A 17,747-nucleotide genomic window follows, 5' to 3' on the forward strand; every position below is an offset into this window, starting at 1 on the left:
GAGTACGGACACCATGACCGCTGTCATAGAGACCGCCGCCGCCGACGCGGCCGGCCAGGGTGCGGAGCCGATACGTCCCGCCGGGCGCGCCGGTGTGGTGCTGCGCCGTTTCGTACACAACCGGGGTGCGCTCGCCGGAGCTGTCGTCCTGCTGCTGCTCTTCGTGCTGGCCTTCGCGGGCCCGCTGATCAGCCGCTGGGACTACAGCCACATCGACTACACCGCACTGCGGCAGGGACCGAGCGCCCGGCACTGGTGGGGCACCAACCGCATCGGGCAGGACGTCTTCGCGCAGACCATCAGGGGGCTCCAGAAGTCCCTGCTGATCGGCCTGCTGGTGGCCCTGTTCTCCACCGTCCTCGCCTCGCTGACCGGCGCCTGCGCCGGGTACTTCGGCGGCTGGACCGACCGGATCCTGATGTTCTTCGTCGATCTGCTGCTGATCTTCCCTTCCTTCCTCATCATCGCGATCATCTCGCCGCGGTTGCAGGACGGCGGCTGGTTCGCCTTCGTCGGGCTGCTCGCCGTCTTCGGCTGGATGATCACCGCACGGGTGGTCAGGTCGATGACGCTGTCGCTGAAGGAGCGTGAATTCGTGCGCGCCGCGCAGTACATGGGCGTCGGGCCGTTCCGGATCATCTGGCGCCATGTGGTGCCCAACATCGCCTCCTTCCTCATCATCGACGCGACCGTCGCGGTGGGCGGCGCGGTGATGAGTGAGACCGCGCTGTCGTACTTCGGGTTCGGCGTCCAGTCGCCCGACGTCTCGCTGGGCACGCTCATCGCCTCCACGACGGGGGCGGCCGTCACCTACCCCTGGATGTTCTTCTTCGCAGCGGGGCTTCTGATCATTTTCGTTCTCGCGGTGAACCTGGTGGGCGACGGGCTGCGCGACGCGCTGGACCCGACCTCGCGCCGGCGCCGCAGCCGCAAGGGGGCAAAGCGATGACCTCGGTATCCGACACCTCGGTACGCGACACGGCGGAACCCGGTACGCCGGTGCTCGAAGTGAGCGGCCTTGAGGTCGACTTCGACGGTGTCCCGGCCGTCCGCGGTGTGAGCTTCTCACTCCGGCGCGGTGAAGTGCTCGGTCTGGTGGGGGAGTCGGGGTCGGGGAAGTCCGCGACCGCGCTCGCCGTCCTCGGACTGCTGCCCGGGAACGCGGCCGTACGCGGATCGGTCAGGCTCGACGGCACGGAGCTGGTCGGCGCCACCGACCGCACGCTGTCCGCGGTGCGCGGCAGCCGGATCGGCATGGTCTTCCAGGACCCGCTCTCCGCCTTCACCCCCGTCTACCGGATCGGTGACCAGATCGCCGAGGCGGTCCGGGCCCACCAGGACGTTTCGCGCGACGCGGCCAGGGCGCGCGCCGTCGAACTGCTCGACCTCGTGGGCATCCCGGAGCCCGCGCTCAGGGCGCGGTCGTATCCGCACGAGTTCTCCGGCGGGATGCGCCAGCGCGCCATGATCGCGATGGCGATGGCGAACGACCCCGACGTGATCCTCGCCGACGAGCCGACCACGGCACTCGACGTCACCATCCAGGCGCAGGTGCTCGATGTGCTGCGCACCGCGCAGCGCGAGACCGGCGCCGCGCTGGTGCTGGTCAGCCATGACCTCGGGGTGATCGCGGGCGCGGCGGACCGGGTGGCGGTGATGTACGCCGGGCGGATCGTGGAGAGCGCGTCCGCCGAAGACCTCTTCGAACGGCCCCGGATGCCGTACACGCTGGGCCTGATCGGCGCGGTGCCCCGGCTGGACACCGCCGGTGAGGTGCTGGTGCCGATCCCCGGTTCACCGCCAACGGCCGGGAGCACGGGCCCCGGCTGCCCGTTCGCGCCGCGCTGCCCGCTGGCCGGGGAGCCCTGTCTGACGGAGGAGCCCGCCCTGCGGGCCGTGGACGGGCACGCGGTCGCGTGTGTACGGGCGGACGAGATCGCGGCGAAGCGGCTGGGTCCGCTCGATGTGTTCCCGGTCCCGGACATCCCGCAGGCCCGCGCCGCAGGCGAAGAGGACCGGAGCGCCGGCCGGCCCGGCACCGGCACTGCCCCCGGCGCCGAGGCCGATGCCGGCGCCGAGGCAGACACCGGCGCCGCCACCGTGCTGAGTGTGCGCGGGCTCGTCAAGACCTTCCCCGTGCTGAAGGGCAGCGCCTTCAAGCGGCGGGTCGGCACCGTGCACGCCGTCGACGGGGTGGATCTGCGGATCAGCCGCGGCGAGACCCTGGCGCTCGTCGGGGAGTCCGGTTCCGGCAAGTCCACCACGCTCTTCGAACTGCTCAACATGGTCCGCCCCGAGGGCGGCGAGATCGAGCTCTTCGGGCAGTCGCTCGGCGGGCTCGGCGCGTCCGCCCGCCGGGTGCTGCGCGGGCAGGTGCAGATCGTCTTCCAGGACCCGATGGCCAGCCTCGACCCCCGGATGACGGTCGGCGACATCGTCGCCGAGCCGCTGCGCGCCCAGGGCACGGACCGCAGGACCGCGGCCGGACGCGTCCCCGGACTGCTCGGACAGGTCGGCCTCGACCCGGCGCACGCCACCCGCTTCCCGCACGAGTTCTCCGGCGGCCAGCGGCAGCGCATCGGTATCGCGCGCGCCCTGTCCGTCGGGCCGAAGCTGCTGGTCCTGGACGAACCGGTCTCCGCGCTCGACGTGTCCGTGCAGGCGGGCGTCCTCAACCTGCTGCGGCGGCTCAAGTCCGAGCTGGGTCTCGCTTATCTCTTCGTCTCGCACGACCTGTCCGTGGTGCGGCACATCGCGGACCGGGTGAGCGTCGTCTACCTGGGGCGCACCGTCGAGTCCGGGACGGTCGACGAGGTCTTCGAGCGGCCCAGACACCCGTACACCCAGGCCCTGCTCTCCGCCGTGCCGCTGCCCGACCCGGTGCGCGAACGCGAGCGGCAGCGCACCAGGATCCTGCTGCCCGGCGACCCGCCCAGCCCCACCCACCGCTACGAGGGCTGCCGCTTCCGGGCCCGCTGCCCCGTCTTCGCGGAGCTCGGCGCGGACGAGCGGGCGCGCTGCGAGAACGAGGTGCCGGTGGACCAGGAGCACGCGGCCGACCATGTGGCGGCCTGTCACTTCCCCGCGGTGCGCGCGGTGGTGTGAGCCGCCGTGCTCAGTGCGCCGACCCGGAGATCTGCAGCCCGATCACGCCCACGATCACGAACGCGATCGAGACGAGCTTGAGGGTCGAGACGATGTCGCCGAGGAAGACCATCCCGTAGATGGCGGTGCCCGCCGCGCCGATGCCGGTCCACACGGCGTAGGCGGGCCCGACGTCCAGCTTCCGCAGCGAGAGTGTCAGCAGCCCGAAGCTGCCCAGCGCGAACGCGGCGAAGGCGACCGTCGGCCAGAGCCGGGTGAATCCGTGCGAGAGCTTGAGACACACGGCGAAGCCGGTCTCCAGCAGTCCCGCGACCACGACCAGCAGCCACGCCATTCAGTGCCTCCCCATAGGGCCTGTCGTTCGATCATGCCGGGTCCGGTCTCAGTTGCAGCGATTATGCATTCAGCCGGATCGGCCGGGCGGCAAACCCGGTGGATCAGTCGCCCTCGCGCCGCTCCCGGGTGGCCAGCAGCCTGCGCAGCGAGTCCAGCCGCGCCGGGTCGGCGTGGCCCCCGGCGACCCAGGCGTCCAGGGCGCACTCCGGCTCGTCGTGGCTGCAGCCGCGCGGGCACTCCTCCGTACCCGGCACCAGATCGGGGAACGCGAGGATGACCCGCGAGGGGTCCACATGGTGCAGTCCGAAGGAGCGCACCCCCGGGGTGTCGACGACCCAGCCGCGATCGTCCGGCAGCGGGAGCGCCAGGGCCGAGGTCGTGGTGTGCCGGCCGCGGCCGGTGACCGCGTTGACATGGCCGGTGCTGCGCCGCCGGTCCTCCGGCACCAGCGCGTTGACCAGGGTCGTCTTGCCGACGCCCGAGTGCCCGACGAACGCGGTGACCTTGTCGTTGAGGAAGTCCCTGACCCGGTCGGCCGCCTCACCCTTCGCCAGTTCCTCGCGACTGGTCACCACGTACGGGATGTCGAGCGCCCCGTAGGAGGCCAGCAGCTCGTCCGGCGAGGCCAGATCGGACTTGGTGAGGACGAGCAGCGGCGACAGCCCGCCGTCGTACGCGGCCACCAGGCAGCGGTCGATCATGCGGGGGCGCGGTTCGGGGTCGGCCAGGGCGGTGACGATCGCCAGCTGGTCGGCGTTGGCGACCACGACCCGCTCGAACGGGTCGTCGTCGTCGGCCGTGCGGCGCAGCACCGATGTCCGTGGCTGGATGCGCACGATGCGCGCCAGGGTGTCCTTGGCGCCGGAGAGATCCCCGACGATCATGACCTGATCGCCCACCACGGCGGCCTTGCGGCCCAGCTCACGGGCCTTCATGGCGGTCACCGCGCGCCCGTCGACCAGACAGGTGAGCCGGCCCCGGTCGACCGTGAGGACCATGCCCTCGGCGGCTTCCTCGTGCTTGGGGCGGATGTTCGTACGGGGGCGGTTGCCCTTGGGGTTGGGGCGGACGCGGATGTCGTCCTCGTCGGGGTTCTTGCCGTATCGGCGCATCGCGTCAGGCCTTGAGCATTTCGGTCCACATCTCAGTGAAGTCGGGGAGTGTTTTGGCGGTTGTCGCCACATTCTCAATCTTTACGCCGTCGACGGCGAGCCCGATGACCGCGCCGGCCGTGGCCATGCGGTGGTCGTCGTAGGTGTGGAAGACGCCGCCGTGCAGCGGGCGCGGGCGGATCCGCAGACCGTCGGCGGTCTCGCTGACATCGCCGCCGAGCCCGTTGATCTCCGCGGTCAGCGCGGCCAGCCGGTCGGTCTCGTGCAGCCGGAGATGGGCCACGCCGCGCAGCGTGGACGGCGAGTCCGCGAGGGCCGCGACGGCCGCGATGCCCGGGGTCAGCTCGCCGACCTCGCTCAGATCCACGTCGATGCCGTGGATCCGGCCGGAGCCGGTGAACACCAGGCCGCTCTCGGTCAGTTCGCAGCCGCCACCCATCGTGGTGAAGATCTCCCGCAGCGCGTCCCCCGGCTGAGTGGTGCGCGCGGGCCAGTCGGGGATGGTGACCCGGCCGCCGGTGACCAGGGCGGCCGCCAGGAACGGCTGGGCGTTGGAGAGGTCGGGTTCGACGGTCAGGTCCCGGCCGAGCAGGGCGCTGGGGGAGACCCGCCAGACATTCGGCTCGCCGCCCGTCTCCGGCTCGTCCACCTGGGCGCCGACCGCGCGCAGCATGTCCACGGTCATCCGGATGTGCGGCAGCGAGGGCAGCGTGGCTCCGGTGTGCCGTACCTCGACGCCCTGGTTGAAGCGCGGCGCGGAGAGCAGCAGCGCCGAGATGAACTGGGACGAGGACGACGCGTCGATCTCGACGCGGCCGCCGTCGAGCGCCCCGCCGCCGTGCACCGTCAGCGGGAGCGCCCCGCGCCCGTCGTCGTCGATCCGGGTACCGAGCGCGCGCAGCGCGTCGACGACGCCGTGCAGCGGGCGTTCGTACGAGCGGGGGTCGCCGTCGAAGCGGACGGGACCGTCGGCGAGTGCGGCGACCGGCGGCAGGAAGCGCATGACCGTACCGGCGTTGCCGACGTCGATGGTGGCCGGGCCGTGCAGCCCCGCCGGGATCACCCGCCAGGCCTCGCCCGTACCGCCCGTCGCGCCCACCGCGGCGGAGCTGGACGACACGGTCTCCTCGATACGGACGCCCAGTGCCCGCAGGGCGTCGGCCATCAGAAGCGTGTCGCGGGAGCGCAGCGGGCGGCGTAGCCAGCCCGGTTCGGCGGCCAGGGCGGCCAGGACGAGTCCACGGTTGGTGACCGACTTCGATCCGGGCACGGTCACCGTCGCGTCGACGCCTCCGGACGCGTACGGGGCGGGCCAGTGAGCGGTGTGCACGGAACTTTCGGTCATGGCCTCACTTTACTGATGGCCGGACCACCGGGGCGCCGCCCGTCTCACAGGCCCAGCAGCCAGCGCCCGCCGCCGATGAGCGAGCAGAGCGAGACGACGTGGAAGAGCAGCAGCCACACCGTCGGCGGGAGATGGGTGAGCCGGCCGAGCTGGTCGGCGTCCGAATCGCCCGCATGGCCGCGCACCCGCTTGCGCTGGAGCTCGAAGGCCGGGCGCACACCGCCGATGAGCAGGAACCAGACAGCCGTGTACGCGAACGCCGCCTGCACCTCGGCGCTGGTCAGCCAGGAGATCAGGACGAACGCGGCGCCCGTGACGATCACGGTGAGCGCCCCGTACGCGTTGCGGATCATCACGAGCATCGCGAGAAGGAGGACGCAGGCGGCCCAGAGGAAGAGCGTGATGTGGTCGGCGGCGAGCAGCCAGGCACCGCCGAGCCCCAGCAGCGGCGGCGCGGTGTATCCGGCGCCCGCGGTGAGGATCATGCCCAGGCCGTGCGGCTTGCCGCGGCTGACGGTGAGGCCGCTGGTGTCGGAGTGCAGCCGGATGCCGTCCAGGCGGCGCCCGGTGACCAGGGCGATCAGCCCGTGGCCGCCCTCGTGGGCGATGGTGACGGCGTTGCGGGTGAGCCGCCATATGCGGTGCGGGAGGACCGCGAGCAGTGCGACGACGCCGGTGACGATCACCAGCCACTGGTCGGGGTCGGACTGAGCGGCGAAGACGCGGTCCATGGTGGGGAGGGGCTCCTCGGGAGACGGGGGGCGTGGCAGTCTGGCACATATGTGCGGACGGTTTGCAGCGAGTCGTGGACCCGAGGATCTCGCAGGGGTCTTCGGGGTGGAGAAGGGGGATGCCCCGTTCCGGTCGGAGACGGTGGTCCCCGACTGGAACGTGGCACCGACGAAGACGGTCCAGGTCGTACTGGAGCGTCCGTTGAAAGACGCGGCATCGCGCCGTCCGGTTCGCCAGCTGCGGAATCTGAAGTGGGGACTGGTGCCGTCGTGGGCGAAATCGCCCGAGGGCGCCGCCCGGATGATCAACGCACGGGCCGAGACGGTCCAGGAGAAGCCGTCGTTCCGCCGGGCCTTCGCCGCGCGCCGCTGCATCGTCCCCGCCGACGGCTACTACGAGTGGATGACGGAACCGGACGAGCGTCGGCTGGAGGTCGAGGGCAAGAAGAAGCGGGCACGTAAGCAGCCCTACTTCGTGACGCCCGCCGACGGTTCGGTGATGGCCTTCGCCGGTCTGTACGAGTTCTGGCGGGACCCGGCGCTGCCCGGCGACCACCCGCAGGCATGGTGGGCGACCTGCACGATCCTCACGACCGAGGCCGAGACCACCCCGCTCGCCGGACAGGGGCAGGCGCAGGGGGAGGGGGACGGGTCCGGGGCCCCGCGGACGCTGGCCGCGATCCATCCCCGGATGCCGCTCGTACTGCCCCCGGACCGCTGGGACGACTGGCTGGATCCCGGGCACACGGACCCTCACCGGCTGGCCCCGCTGCTCGATCCGCCGCCCGCCGGACTCGTACGGGCGTACCCGGTGTCCACGGCGGTCAGCAATGTTCGCAACAACGGCCCGGAGCTGCTGACCGCACTGGAGGCACCCGAGGAGGGCACACTCTTCTGATGTGACTCAGAGCATGATCGTGGAGAGTGTCGACACCCCCGCCGGTGAAGCCCGCATCACCTGGCATCCCGCTGCCCGCCCGCACCTCGTGATCGCCCTAGGCCATGGCGCCGGCGGCGGTATCGAGGCGCGCGACCTCCAGGCGCTGGCCGCCGCGCTGCCGCCGCTCGGGGTCGGCGTCGCGCTCGTCGAGCAGCCCTGGCGGGTCGAGGGACGGAAGGTCGCGCCCGCGCCGAAGACCCTGGACACCGGCTGGCGCGCGGTCTGGCCCGCGCTCCGCAGACCCGGACTTCCGGTGGTCGCGGGCGGGCGCAGCGCCGGGGCCCGGGTGGCCTGCCGGACCGCGGGGGAGCTGGGCGCCCGCGGTGTCCTGGCGCTGAGCTTTCCGCTGCATCCGCCGGGGAAGCCGGAGAAGTCCCGGCAGCGGGAGCTGACCGGGACCGGGGTCAGCACTCTGGTCGTACAGGGCGCCAGGGATCCGTTCGGCCGGCCGGCCGAGTTCCCGGGCGCAGCCGAGTTCACCGCCGGGGACTTCGAGCTGGTGGAGGTGGCGGACGCCGATCACGGCTTCGCCGTACCGAAGCGGGCCGCCACCGGCCAGGAGCAGGCGCTCAGGACCATCACGGACGCGGTGGGCAGATGGGCCGTGCGGCTGCGGGAATGCTGAGTCGGGGAGCGCTGTTGTGGGGAACATCGGTGCTGGACACCGGTACACACAAGCTTGTACGTGGAGAGGGAGTCCGTCGCATGGGTTCGACCATCTGCCCGCGCCGCCCGAACGCCGCTGACCTGGAGTGGACCGTGCTTTCGGCAGCCCAGGGCGCTCCTTCCCGGGCGGCGGGCGGACCGGATCGTCGTCTATCCTCCGATTCGAGTGGGTCCGCTTTCGGATCCGCCAAGGCGTTGGAGGAGGTGGGTCCGGTCACTGGGACCGACACAGGGACCGAAGACGGCCATGCGGAAGAGACGGCCGCGGAGCGCAATGCCCGCTTCGAGCGGGATGCCCTCGGCTTCCTCGACCAGATGTACTCGGCCGCGCTGCGCATGACGCGCAACCCGGCCGATGCCGAGGACCTGGTGCAGGAGACCTACGCGAAGGCGTACGGCTCGTTCCACCAGTTCCGGGAGGGGACCAACCTCAAGGCGTGGATGTACCGCATCCTCACGAACACGTTCATCAACTCGTACCGCAAGAAGCAGCGTGAGCCTCAGCGCAGTGCCGCCGAGGAGATCGAGGACTGGCAGCTCGCCCGGGCCGAGTCGCACATGTCCACGGGGCTGCGCTCCGCCGAGTCGCAGGCGCTCGACCACCTGCCCGACTCGGATGTGAAGTCCGCGCTCCAGGCGATCCCCGAGGAGTTCCGCATCGCGGTGTATCTCGCCGATGTCGAGGGCTTTGCGTACAAGGAGATCGCAGACATCATGGGGACACCCATCGGGACGGTCATGTCCCGGCTGCACCGGGGCCGCCGTCAGCTGCGCGGCATGCTGGAGGACTACGCACGCGACCGCGGGCTGGTCCCCGCGGGCGCCGGAGAGTCGAACGAAGCGAAAGGTTCGGGCTCATGAGCTGCGGAGAGCCGCACGAAACGGACTGCTCCGAGGTCCTGGACCATCTGTACGAGTTCCTCGACCACGAGATGCCGGACAACGACTGCACCAAGTTCGAGGTGCACTTCGAGGAGTGCTCCCCGTGCCTGGAGAAGTACGGCCTGGAGCAGGCCGTCAAGAAGCTGGTGAAGCGCTGCTGCGGCAGTGACGACGTACCGGCGGACCTCCGGTCCAAGGTCATGGGGCGCATCGATCTGATCCGCTCGGGACAGGCGGTGCCCGACCAGGACATCACCGTCACCGACCGGTCGGCGGCCGCCCAGGACTGACCGGCCGCGGGGACGGCAGGGCCTCCCGGCGCACAGACACAGACAGCGGGACCGCGGCGCACGTGCCGCGGTCCCGCTGCGTTTGCCGTACCCGGCCCGATTTCGCCCCGGGACTGTCACCCGATGGGCTGCTGATCCGCCGATGCGGCCCCCCGGCCGCCCGCCCGCGCCTATTCTCCCCAACCTGTACGGACGCCGGAGCCGTGCGGATCCCGGAGGAGGAGGCCGCCATGCGGGCACTGCCGCGGACTGCGCGTGCCTGCATCCTGTGCGCGGTCCTGGGCGCCGCCGGCTGTGTGCTGCCCGCCGTCACCGACCCCGCCACGCCCTGGACGGCCGTGGCCCTGCTCGCCGCCGTCTACGCCGGGTGCGAGCTGCTCGCCCGCAGATCGCCGGGGGCCGGGGCGTTCTTCGCCGTACTCGTCGCCGCCGCCCTGCTCCTGCCGCCCGCGGCCGCCGCCATCGCCGCCGTGCCCGGGGCGCTGCTCGGCGCCGCCGAGCACTCTCCGTACGGCATCCGGCGCGTCTGGCACGCCGCGCAGCTCGCCCTCGCGGTGCGGGCCGCCGCGGAACTCGGGGGTTCCGCGCTCTTCGGCGGGCCGTCCCGGACACCCGGCCTGCCGTACGCCCTGCTGCCCGCGCTCGCCGCCGCCCTGGTCCTCTGCCTGGCCCTGACCGCACTGGACGGCGCCGTACGGGCCACCGCCGAGCGGCTGCCCGTCCGCACCGCGGGTCACGCGCTGCTGCGCTCACTCGCCCCGTACACCGTGCACGGGCTCGCCGGGCTCATGATGGCGGTCCTGTGGCGCAGCCCCTTCGGGCCGCCCGCCGCCCTCTTCGTCCTGCTGCCCATGTACATCTCCAGCTGGGTCTTCGCGCAGTACCACCGCGAGCGTGCCGCCCACCGGGCGACGATCCGGGCGCTCGTGCAGGCCGTCGACATCAAGGACCAGTACACCCGCGGCCACAGCGAACGCGTGGGGCAGGCGTCGGCGATGATCGCCGGCGAGCTGGGCATGGCCGGCGACCGTCTGGAGGCGCTGCGCTTCGCCGGGATCCTCCATGACGTGGGGAAGCTCGGGGTGCCCACCAGGCTGCTCAGGAAGGACGGGCCGCTGACGCCCGACGAGCGCCGCGTCATCGAGCTGCACCCCGAGTACGGACACGAGATGGTCCGCGGCATCGGCTTCCTCGGCGAGGCCAGGGCCGCCATCCTCCACCACCACGAACGGCTCGACGGCTCCGGCTACCCCTACGGGCTCTCCGGGCAGCAGATCCCCGAGTTCGCCCGGGTCGTCGCCATCGCCGACGCCTTCGACGCCATGACGTCCACCCGCTCCTACCGCAGGGCCAGACCCGTCGACGCCGCCCTCCGGGAGCTGGTGCGGTGCGCGGGGACGCAGTTCGACCCGCTGATGGTCCAGGCGTTCGTACGGGCGCTCGCCCGCAGCGGCTGGCGCCCCGCCGTCACCGCCGACGAACCGGACGCCTGCCCGCCCGCCGTCCCGCCCGCCCGCGCCCCGGCCGCTGCGCCCGGCCCGCCCGCCGACGCGGAGCACCCCGCGTGAGCGCCCGTACCCCCCGCGCCGTGTGCCTCGTCCACGGCGCCGCCGCCCTGGTCGCCGCGGCCGGGCTCGGCTGGACCCTCTGGCACGGCGTCGGCGACCGGGACACCGCGCTCGCCTTCGGGATACTCGTCGCCGCGGGCGAACTCACCCGCCGCACCGGCCCCGGCAGCGAGCGCGAACCCGCACCGCTCGGCGCCGCCGGAGCCCTCGCCTACGCCCTGCTGGGCCAGAACGGCGGCCACCCCACCGTGCACGGCGCCCCCCAGGTCGTCGCCGTCGTCGTGGCGGGCACGCTCGCCGGCACCGCGCCGCACGTCCCGCGCGGCCGCGGCCCCACCGCCGACCAGCTGGCCCGCCGGGTGCTCACGGTCGCCTTCGCCGCCGCCTGCTTCCAGCCCCTGTGCGGCTCGGGGCGGACAGCTGCCTGGGCGGTGCGCGGCCCCTCGTACGCCGTCGTGCTGCTCCTGCTGCTCGGCCTCACCGCCCTCTGCGACGCCGTCCTGGCCGCCGCGATGGCACACGCGCGCACCCGTTCCCCCGCCCCTGGCGCTCGGTCCCGCCCGACCGGGGGAGTCCCCATCGGGCCGCTGCTCCGCGACGAACTGCGCGCACTCGCCGGCATCGGCTCGGCCGTCTGCGCCACCGGTGTGGTGATGGCGCTGGGCGTCGCGGTCGCCGGGCTGTGGGCGCTGCCCGTCTTCTCCGTACCGCTGCTGCTCACCCAGCTCTCGCTGCGCCGCCACGCGCTGGTACGCACGACCTACCGCCAGACCATCACCTCGCTCGCCCGCGCCACCGAGATCGCCGGATACACCCCGCACGGCCATGCCCGCAGGGTCGCCGGGCTCAGCCGGGCCGTCGGCCGGGAGCTGGGTCTCTCCGAACCGGCGCTGACCGTCCTTGAGTACGCGGCCCTGATGCACGACATCGGCCAGCTCTCCCTCGTCGACCCGGTCCCCGGCGGCGCCACCGCGCCGCTGCCGCCCGCCGAGCAGCGCCGGATCGCGCTGCTCGGCGGCGCCGTGGTCCGCCAGACCGGAGTCGACGCGAAGGTCGCCGTCATCGTGGAGCGGCAGGCGGATCCGTATCGGGAGCAGCCGCTCACCGCCCGGATTGTCCGGGCCGTCAATGCGTACGAGGACCTGGCCGGGGAAAGTGAAGGAGTGAGGGGTGCGGGCGGACCGCTCGGCGCGCTGGAGCGGCTGCGCCTGGGAACCGGCCACGACTACCAGCCGGAAGTCGTGGAATCCCTCGCCCGTGTGCTCTCCCGGGGCGGTGTCGCCTGACGTTGCCCCGGGGGGCGGAATCCGGGCCCCGGAGCGGGTAACCAGTGGGTAATGAGCGCCGCTCCGACCGGGCATGGTTGGATGCGAAGAGAGGGCGTCCGGGGGAATCGGAGCCCGGGAAGCAGAGACCTTTCAGCTACCGGCAGGCGGGAATCGTGAGGATCTTCGGGAAGGTACGGCATCGGCCCTCCGCATCCTGGCGGCAGGCCACGGACCGCGCGTTCACGCTGATCGGCGACGGTCGGTACGACGACGCGGGAGCGCTGCTCACGCGCGCGGCCGATCTCGAACCGTGGCTGTCCGAGTCCTGGTTCAATCTGGCCCTGCTGCACAAGTTCCGGCACGACTGGGACCGGGCACGGACCGCGGGGCTGCGCGCCGTGGCGCTCCTGGACCGCGAGGCGGGCGCCCCCGACTGGTGGAACGTCGGGATCGCGGCCACCGCGCTGCAGGACTGGCCGCTGGCCCGCCGGGCCTGGCAGGCGTACGGGCTGCGGGTCCCGGGCGAGCCCGCGGCCAGCGGTGAGCCGGTCGGTATGGACCTCGGCTCCGCCGCCGTGCGGCTCTCCCCGGAGGGAGAGGCCGAGGTGGTCTGGGGCCGCCGGCTCGACCCCGCCCGCGTCGAGGTGCTCTCCATCCCGCTGCCGTCGTCCGGCAGGCGCTGGGGCGAGGTCGTCCTGCACGACGGCGTCCCGCACGGCGAGCGCGTCACCGCCGCCGGGCCCTCCTACCCCGTCTTCGACGAGATCGAGCTGTGGGCGCCCTCGCCGGTGCCGACCTGGGTGGTGCTGCTCGAAGCGGCGACCGAGGCCGACCGGGACGCCCTGGAGCAGCTGGCGGCCGACGCCGGGTTCGCCGCCGAGGACTGGTCGTCCTCCGTCCGGCTGCTCTGCCGCGCCTGCTCCGAGTCGCAGATGGAGAGCGACGAGGGCGAAGGCGAGCAGCCCCCCGATCCGCACGACCACAGCGAGCCCGGCCACCCCGGCCCGCTCGGCCACCGCACGGCGGGCGGTCTCTGGGTCGCGGAGCGCGAGTGCGGCATAGCCGCCCCCGCGGGACTGGTGCGCGGACTGCTCGACGGCTGGGTCGCCGACAGCCCGGACAGCCGGGAGTGGCGGGACCTCGAAGAGGTCTGCTGACCCCGCTTCCTCCTGTGGAACAGCCCGTTAGGCTGTACGGGATCGTTCCAGGTTTTTTTGAGGAAGGCGTACGGCGGACATGTCGCAGGAGCAGACGGACCAGCAGGTCGATACGGACCAGCAGGTCAATGACGGTTTCGTCGTGGACACCGAGGACTGCGAGGAGCGCGAGGAGGCCCACCGCGCCCGTGGCACCGCCCGCCCCATCACCGTCGTGGGCAACCCGGTGCTCCACCGGGAGTGCAAGGACGTCACCTCGTTCGACGCCGAGCTGGCCCAGCTGATCGACGACATGTTCGCCAGCCAGAAGGCCGCCGAGGGTGTGGGCCTGGCCGCGAACCAGATCGGTGTCGACCTCAAGGTCTTCGTCTACGACTGCCTCGACGACGACGGCAGGCGCCACGTCGGAGCCGTCTGCAACCCGGTGCTCACCGAGACCCCGGCCGAGCGCCGCCGGCTCGACGAGTCCAACGAGGGCTGCCTCTCCGTCCCGACCGCGTACGCCGAGCTGGCCCGCCCGGACTACGCGGAGGTCACCGGCCAGGACGCCGGAGGCAACCCGGTGAAGGTGCGCGGCACCGGCTACTTCGCCCGCTGCCTCCAGCACGAGACGGACCACCTGTACGGCTACCTGTACATCGACCGCCTGTCGAAGCGCGACCGCAAGGACGCGCTCCGGCAGATGGAAGAGGGCACGCCGCGCTACGAGACCGTCCCCAACCTCTGACCTGACCGGCCGGGCCCGGTCAGGCCGTGCCGACCGGGCCCCGGAACGTCCGCCGGTAGGCGTTCGGGGTGGTGCCGAGCGTACGGAGGAAGTGGTGGCGCAGCCCCGCACCCGTACCGAAGCCGACCCGCCCCGCGATCGAGTCCACCGTCTCGTCGGAGGCCTCCAGCAACTCCTGTGCCAGCAGCACCCGTTGGCGCAGCAGCCAGCGGTACGGCGTCGTCCCCGTCTCCTGCTGGAAGCGGCGGGCGAAGGTGCGCGGTGACATCAGGGCGCGGGCCGCCAGCTGCTCGACGGTCTGCTCCTCGTCCAGATGCTGTTCCATCCAGCCGAGGACTTCGGCGACGCTGTCCGCCCGCTCGGGGCTCACCGGGCGCTCGACGAACTGGGCCTGGCCGCCGTCGCGATGGGGCGGGACCACCATCCGCCGGGCGATCCTGTTGGCGACGTGCGGGCCGTGCTCCTTGCGGACGATGTGGAGGCAGGCGTCGATGCCGGCTGCTGTCCCGGCCGATGTGATGACGGGGTCCTCGTCCACGTACAGCACATCGGGTTCGACCCTGGCCAGGGGGAAGGCACGGGCCAGTTCGTCCGCGTGGCGCCAGTGCGCGGCGCAGCGACGGCCGTCGAGCAGCCCCGCCGAACCGAGCACGAAGACACCGGAGCAGACGCTGAGCACCCGGGCCCCGCGGTCCACCGCCCGGCGCAGCGCGTCGAGGAGGGCCGGCGGGTAGTCGCGGTTCCCCCGCGACTCGGCGGCCGGCACCGCGATCAGATCGGCCTCTTCGAGCCGTTCCAGGCCGTGTTCGGTGCTGAGCGTGAACCCGGCGTGCGTCTCCAGCACGGGCCCTTCGGCGGACGCCACCGCGAAGTCGTACACCGGCAGCCCCTCGTCGCTCCGGTCGAGGCCGAACACCTCGCAGACCACGCCGAGTTCGAACGGGTTGACGCCGTTCATCAGGACCACGACGACGTTCTTCATCATGGACCAAGTGTGGCAGCAATTCGACGGTGCATGTCAGTCCTGCCACTGATTCTTCCGGCCGTCCGGCGCCACAGTTGACGGCATGAACACCTTCCTGGACTACCTGACCGTGCTCGCCGTCTTCGTCATCCTGGCGCTGCCCTCACTGATCTGGCACGCCCGCGAGCGCCGCATCGACCGGCAGCTCGCCCAGCGCCGGGGGGACCCCGAACCGGGCGCTCCCGCAAGAGAGCCGGAGGGGCGGGCGCTCAACCGCCCCGCCGTCCGGGGCCGGGCGGCCCGGAGCGAGGTGATGCGCGGCGCCTGACCCTGCCGCGCGGACGGCCGGGGCGGCGCTCCGGTCAGTCCTGGTCGAGCGCGTCGAGATGCGCGGCCGTGTCGTCGGCGAGACGCCCCAGGAGCCGTGCGAGGCCCTCGCGGTCCTGTGCGGGCCAGTCGGCCAGAACGCCGGCGATCCAGCCGAACAGGTTCCGCTTGTAGGCGTCGGCCGCTTCCGATCCGGAGCCGGTCAGTTCGACCAGCCGGGCGCGCTGGTCGCTCGGGTCGGCGACGCGGCGTACGAGCCCGCGCTTCTCCAGCGCGGTGACGTGACGGGTGACGTGCGGCCCGACCACTTGCATACGGTCGGCGATCTCACCGACCCGCAGAGGGGCGTCGGCGCTGTGGAGCGTGAGCAGGACGGTCACGCCCGGCCTGTCCAGCGACAGGCCGGTGGCCTCGATCGCCCGCTCCGGCAGACGGCCGCGGGTGATGGCGCGGCTGAGCCTGTTGAGCCGCGGCAGCAGGCCGCTGAGCATCTCCTGGATGAGCGCATCCCGAGCCGCATCGTCGGGTGCCGGATCCGCCATGTCGAAAACTACCTACCTTAGGTATATGCTTGGTCTCATCCACCCCGCGGACCGCGGGGCATGGTGCCCAATAAAAGGGTACCTGAGTTACGTACCTGGGGCTGTGCGGCACACCCCAGGGCATCACGCCCCCACGAACGGAGGCCCGCCGTGTCCACGACCACGACCCACCGCGGCAGCTGGTTCGCCCTGAGCGCCCTGGTGCTCGCCATGCTCACCATCGGACTCGACACCACCATTCTCAATGTGGCTCTGCCCGAGATCGCCACCGACCTGCACATGACCTCCGGGCAGCTCCAGTGGACCGGCAGCTCCTACACCCTGGTGCTGGCCGCCCTGATGATCCCGGCCGGCGGTCTCGGCGACCGCTTCGGCCGCAAGAAGCTCCTCATCGCCGCCCTCCTGCTGTTCGGCGTGGCCTCGGCCCTGTGCGCCGTGGCCACCACTCCGGCCCTGCTGATCGCGGGCCGGTGCCTGCTGGGTGCGGCGGCGGCCTTCATGATGCCGCTGTCCCTGTCCGTGCTGCCCGCGCTCTTCCCGGACCCCGCGGAACGTGCCCGGGCCAGGACCCTGCAGGTGACCGCCACCGCCATGGGGCTGCCGCTCGGTCCGATCCTCGGCGGACTGCTCCTGAGCCACTTCTGGTGGGGCTCGGTCTTTCTGGTCAATCTGCCCCTGGTCGCACTCGGCGCCTTCGCCATCGCGCGCTTCGTCCCCGAATCCCGCAGCACCGTCGCCCATCCGGTCGACCTTCCGGGAGCGGCTCTGTCGGCCGCCGGACTCACCGCCGTCACCTACGGGTTCATCCAGGCCGGCTCGCACGGCTGGCTCTCCCCGGACCTGTGGCTGCCCGCAGCCGCCGGTGCCCTTCTGCTCGCCGCGTTCGCCGGATGGCAGCGGCGGACCAGCCACCCGCTGATCGACCTCGCGCTCTTCCGCAGCCGCACCTTCAACGTCGGCGTCCTCATGGCCACCCTCTCCAGCTTCGCGCTGTTCGGCCTGCTCTATGCCCTCCCGCAGTACTTCCAGGCGGTCCAGGGGAGCAGCGCCCTGGCCACCGGCCTCAAGCTGCTGCCCATGCTCCTCGGTATGACCGCCGGCACCCGGTGCGCCGGACGGATCGCCCGGCGTACCGGTGACCGGCCGGCCCTCACCGCCGGACTCCTGCTGGCCGCCGCGGCCCTGGCGGCCGGGGCCACCACCACCGTCCACACCCCGTACGCCGTCACCGCCCTGTGGACCGCGGCTCTCGGGACAGGCGTGGGCATGACCCTGCCCCTGGCCATGAACTCCGCCCTCGGCGTGCTGAGCACCGAACGCGCGGGCTCGGGGTCCGGCCTCCTGCAAGCGCTGCGCCAGGCCGGCGGCACCATCGGCATCGCGATCCTGGGCACCGTCCTCACCTCGGGCTACCGCGGTGGCGTCGACGTCGGCCACCTGCCCCCGAGGACAGCCGGTGCCGTCCGTGACAGCGCGGCCTCCGGCGTGCAGATCGCCCACCGGAGCGGCAGCGCCGCCCTTCTGGACTCGACCCGCGGCGCCTTCGTCCATGGCATGAACGACATGCTCCTGACCTGCTCCGGGATCGCCCTCGTCGCGGCCCTGCTGGCACTCGTGCTCATCCCGCGCCACCCGCGCCAGGACCGTGCCCCGGCGCCGCGGCCACGCCCCACGGAAGCGTCCACCGCCGACACCGGTGTCCAGGGCCTGTCCGGCGGTGCCTTGGCACCATCCTCCGCACCGGTGCACGGCCGCTCCGGCCCGGTGTAGCGGTCACGTCGGCGCAC

The 17,747-nt window shown here is 72.5% G+C and carries 18 protein-coding genes; 12 read left to right on the forward strand and 6 right to left on the reverse strand.

The genetic code is table 11. The features are described 5' to 3' along the window. The first annotated feature begins 13 nt into the window (after positions 1-13). Both OHB13_RS25280 and OHB13_RS25285 read left to right on the forward strand, forming a co-directional pair. On the forward strand, positions 14-949 hold the full coding sequence (locus OHB13_RS25280; RefSeq protein ID WP_266853269.1) for an ABC transporter permease: 936 nt from the start codon (positions 14-16) through the stop codon (positions 947-949). Further along, a complete protein-coding gene (locus OHB13_RS25285; protein WP_328378606.1) occupies positions 946-3,105 on the forward strand; it encodes an ABC transporter ATP-binding protein in 2,160 nt (719 codons plus the stop codon). The genes OHB13_RS25280 and OHB13_RS25285 overlap by 4 nt, the downstream gene beginning before the upstream one ends. A gap of 10 nt (positions 3,106-3,115) precedes the next feature. On the opposite strand, the gene OHB13_RS25290 is transcribed toward OHB13_RS25285, so the two are convergent. The 4 genes from OHB13_RS25290 to OHB13_RS25305 form a co-directional block, all read right to left on the reverse strand. After that, on the reverse strand, positions 3,116-3,439 hold the full coding sequence (locus tag OHB13_RS25290) for a DMT family transporter (RefSeq protein ID WP_266853266.1): 324 nt from the start codon (positions 3,437-3,439) through the stop codon (positions 3,116-3,118). 103 nt (positions 3,440-3,542) lie between these two features. Then, a complete protein-coding gene (gene rsgA / locus OHB13_RS25295; protein ID WP_266853264.1) occupies positions 3,543-4,553 on the reverse strand; it encodes a ribosome small subunit-dependent GTPase A in 1,011 nt (336 codons plus the stop codon). 4 nt (positions 4,554-4,557) lie between these two features. Further along, positions 4,558-5,898, reverse strand: a complete 1,341-nt coding sequence (gene aroA, locus OHB13_RS25300; protein WP_266853262.1) for a 3-phosphoshikimate 1-carboxyvinyltransferase — start codon at positions 5,896-5,898, stop codon at positions 4,558-4,560. Between the two features lie 44 nt (positions 5,899-5,942). Beyond that, complete coding sequence (locus tag OHB13_RS25305) at positions 5,943-6,629, reverse strand: M50 family metallopeptidase (RefSeq protein ID WP_266853261.1); 687 nt, start codon at positions 6,627-6,629, stop codon at positions 5,943-5,945. Between the two features lie 49 nt (positions 6,630-6,678). Here OHB13_RS25305 and OHB13_RS25310 point away from each other — a divergent pair, with 49 nt between their 5' ends. From OHB13_RS25310 to def, 8 genes are all read left to right on the forward strand, one after another. Further along, a complete protein-coding gene (locus OHB13_RS25310) occupies positions 6,679-7,527 on the forward strand; it encodes an SOS response-associated peptidase (RefSeq protein ID WP_328378607.1) in 849 nt (282 codons plus the stop codon). A gap of 13 nt (positions 7,528-7,540) precedes the next feature. Beyond that, on the forward strand, positions 7,541-8,194 hold the full coding sequence (locus tag OHB13_RS25315; RefSeq protein WP_328380385.1) for an alpha/beta hydrolase family protein: 654 nt from the start codon (positions 7,541-7,543) through the stop codon (positions 8,192-8,194). Between the two features lie 245 nt (positions 8,195-8,439). Continuing rightward, entirely contained in the window at positions 8,440-9,096 is a 657-nt protein-coding gene (locus OHB13_RS25320; RefSeq protein WP_266853257.1) for a sigma-70 family RNA polymerase sigma factor, read from the forward strand. Then, positions 9,093-9,407 (forward strand): mycothiol system anti-sigma-R factor, encoded by a 315-nt coding sequence (gene rsrA, locus OHB13_RS25325; RefSeq protein ID WP_328378608.1) that lies wholly within the window; start codon positions 9,093-9,095, stop codon positions 9,405-9,407. Before OHB13_RS25320 ends, rsrA begins: the two co-directional genes overlap by 4 nt. Before the next feature lie 230 nt (positions 9,408-9,637). After that, positions 9,638-10,975 (forward strand): HD-GYP domain-containing protein, encoded by a 1,338-nt coding sequence (locus tag OHB13_RS25330; RefSeq protein ID WP_328378609.1) that lies wholly within the window; start codon positions 9,638-9,640, stop codon positions 10,973-10,975. Continuing rightward, complete coding sequence (locus OHB13_RS25335) at positions 10,972-12,261, forward strand: HD-GYP domain-containing protein (protein ID WP_266853251.1); 1,290 nt, start codon at positions 10,972-10,974, stop codon at positions 12,259-12,261. The genes OHB13_RS25330 and OHB13_RS25335 overlap by 4 nt, the downstream gene beginning before the upstream one ends. Positions 12,262-12,416: 155 nt before the next feature. Further along, positions 12,417-13,400 carry a tetratricopeptide repeat protein gene (locus OHB13_RS25340; protein ID WP_266853249.1) on the forward strand — a complete coding sequence of 328 codons (984 nt, stop codon included), beginning with the start codon at positions 12,417-12,419 and terminating at the stop codon, positions 13,398-13,400. A gap of 79 nt (positions 13,401-13,479) precedes the next feature. Beyond that, complete coding sequence (def, locus tag OHB13_RS25345; RefSeq protein WP_266853248.1) at positions 13,480-14,127, forward strand: peptide deformylase; 648 nt, start codon at positions 13,480-13,482, stop codon at positions 14,125-14,127. Between the two features lie 19 nt (positions 14,128-14,146). Here def and OHB13_RS25350 read toward each other — a convergent pair whose 3' ends face one another. Continuing rightward, a complete protein-coding gene (locus tag OHB13_RS25350) occupies positions 14,147-15,112 on the reverse strand; it encodes a helix-turn-helix domain-containing protein (protein ID WP_266853246.1) in 966 nt (321 codons plus the stop codon). Positions 15,113-15,194: 82 nt separating this feature from the next. Here OHB13_RS25350 and OHB13_RS25355 point away from each other — a divergent pair, with 82 nt between their 5' ends. After that, entirely contained in the window at positions 15,195-15,419 is a 225-nt protein-coding gene (locus OHB13_RS25355) for a hypothetical protein (protein ID WP_328378610.1), read from the forward strand. A 34-nt stretch (positions 15,420-15,453) separates the two neighbouring features. Here the strand turns inward: OHB13_RS25355 and OHB13_RS25360 are convergent, their stop codons facing one another. Further along, positions 15,454-15,960, reverse strand: a complete 507-nt coding sequence (locus OHB13_RS25360; protein WP_401601256.1) for a MarR family winged helix-turn-helix transcriptional regulator — start codon at positions 15,958-15,960, stop codon at positions 15,454-15,456. A gap of 150 nt (positions 15,961-16,110) precedes the next feature. On the opposite strand from OHB13_RS25360, the gene OHB13_RS25365 reads away from it, so the two are divergent. After that, entirely contained in the window at positions 16,111-17,730 is a 1,620-nt protein-coding gene (locus OHB13_RS25365; RefSeq protein WP_328378611.1) for an MFS transporter, read from the forward strand. Positions 17,731-17,747 lie beyond the last annotated feature (17 nt).

The organism is Streptomyces sp. NBC_00440, assembly GCF_036014215.1.
Classification (GTDB): Bacteria; Actinomycetota; Actinomycetes; order Streptomycetales; family Streptomycetaceae; genus Streptomyces.

What these genes read in the sequence shown, in the direction of transcription:
- OHB13_RS25285 (WP_328378606.1), top strand. Translation starts at nt 946, where the DNA reads ATGACCTCGGTATCCGACACCTCGGTACGCGACACGGCGGAACCCGGT.
- rsgA (WP_266853264.1), bottom strand. Translation starts at nt 4,553, where the DNA reads ATGCGCCGATACGGCAAGAACCCCGACGAGGACGACATCCGCGTCCGC.
- OHB13_RS25310 (WP_328378607.1), top strand. Translation starts at nt 6,679, where the DNA reads ATGTGCGGACGGTTTGCAGCGAGTCGTGGACCCGAGGATCTCGCAGGG.
- def (WP_266853248.1), top strand. Translation starts at nt 13,480, where the DNA reads ATGTCGCAGGAGCAGACGGACCAGCAGGTCGATACGGACCAGCAGGTC.
- OHB13_RS25315 (WP_328380385.1), top strand. Translation starts at nt 7,541, where the DNA reads ATGATCGTGGAGAGTGTCGACACCCCCGCCGGTGAAGCCCGCATCACC.
- OHB13_RS25355 (WP_328378610.1), top strand. Translation starts at nt 15,195, where the DNA reads ATGAACACCTTCCTGGACTACCTGACCGTGCTCGCCGTCTTCGTCATC.
- aroA (WP_266853262.1), bottom strand. Translation starts at nt 5,898, where the DNA reads ATGACCGAAAGTTCCGTGCACACCGCTCACTGGCCCGCCCCGTACGCG.
- OHB13_RS25290 (WP_266853266.1), bottom strand. Translation starts at nt 3,439, where the DNA reads ATGGCGTGGCTGCTGGTCGTGGTCGCGGGACTGCTGGAGACCGGCTTC.
- OHB13_RS25330 (WP_328378609.1), top strand. Translation starts at nt 9,638, where the DNA reads ATGCGGGCACTGCCGCGGACTGCGCGTGCCTGCATCCTGTGCGCGGTC.
- rsrA (WP_328378608.1), top strand. Translation starts at nt 9,093, where the DNA reads ATGAGCTGCGGAGAGCCGCACGAAACGGACTGCTCCGAGGTCCTGGAC.
- OHB13_RS25280 (WP_266853269.1), top strand. Translation starts at nt 14, where the DNA reads ATGACCGCTGTCATAGAGACCGCCGCCGCCGACGCGGCCGGCCAGGGT.
- OHB13_RS25305 (WP_266853261.1), bottom strand. Translation starts at nt 6,629, where the DNA reads ATGGACCGCGTCTTCGCCGCTCAGTCCGACCCCGACCAGTGGCTGGTG.
- OHB13_RS25350 (WP_266853246.1), bottom strand. Translation starts at nt 15,112, where the DNA reads ATGATGAAGAACGTCGTCGTGGTCCTGATGAACGGCGTCAACCCGTTC.
- OHB13_RS25360 (WP_401601256.1), bottom strand. Translation starts at nt 15,960, where the DNA reads ATGGCGGATCCGGCACCCGACGATGCGGCTCGGGATGCGCTCATCCAG.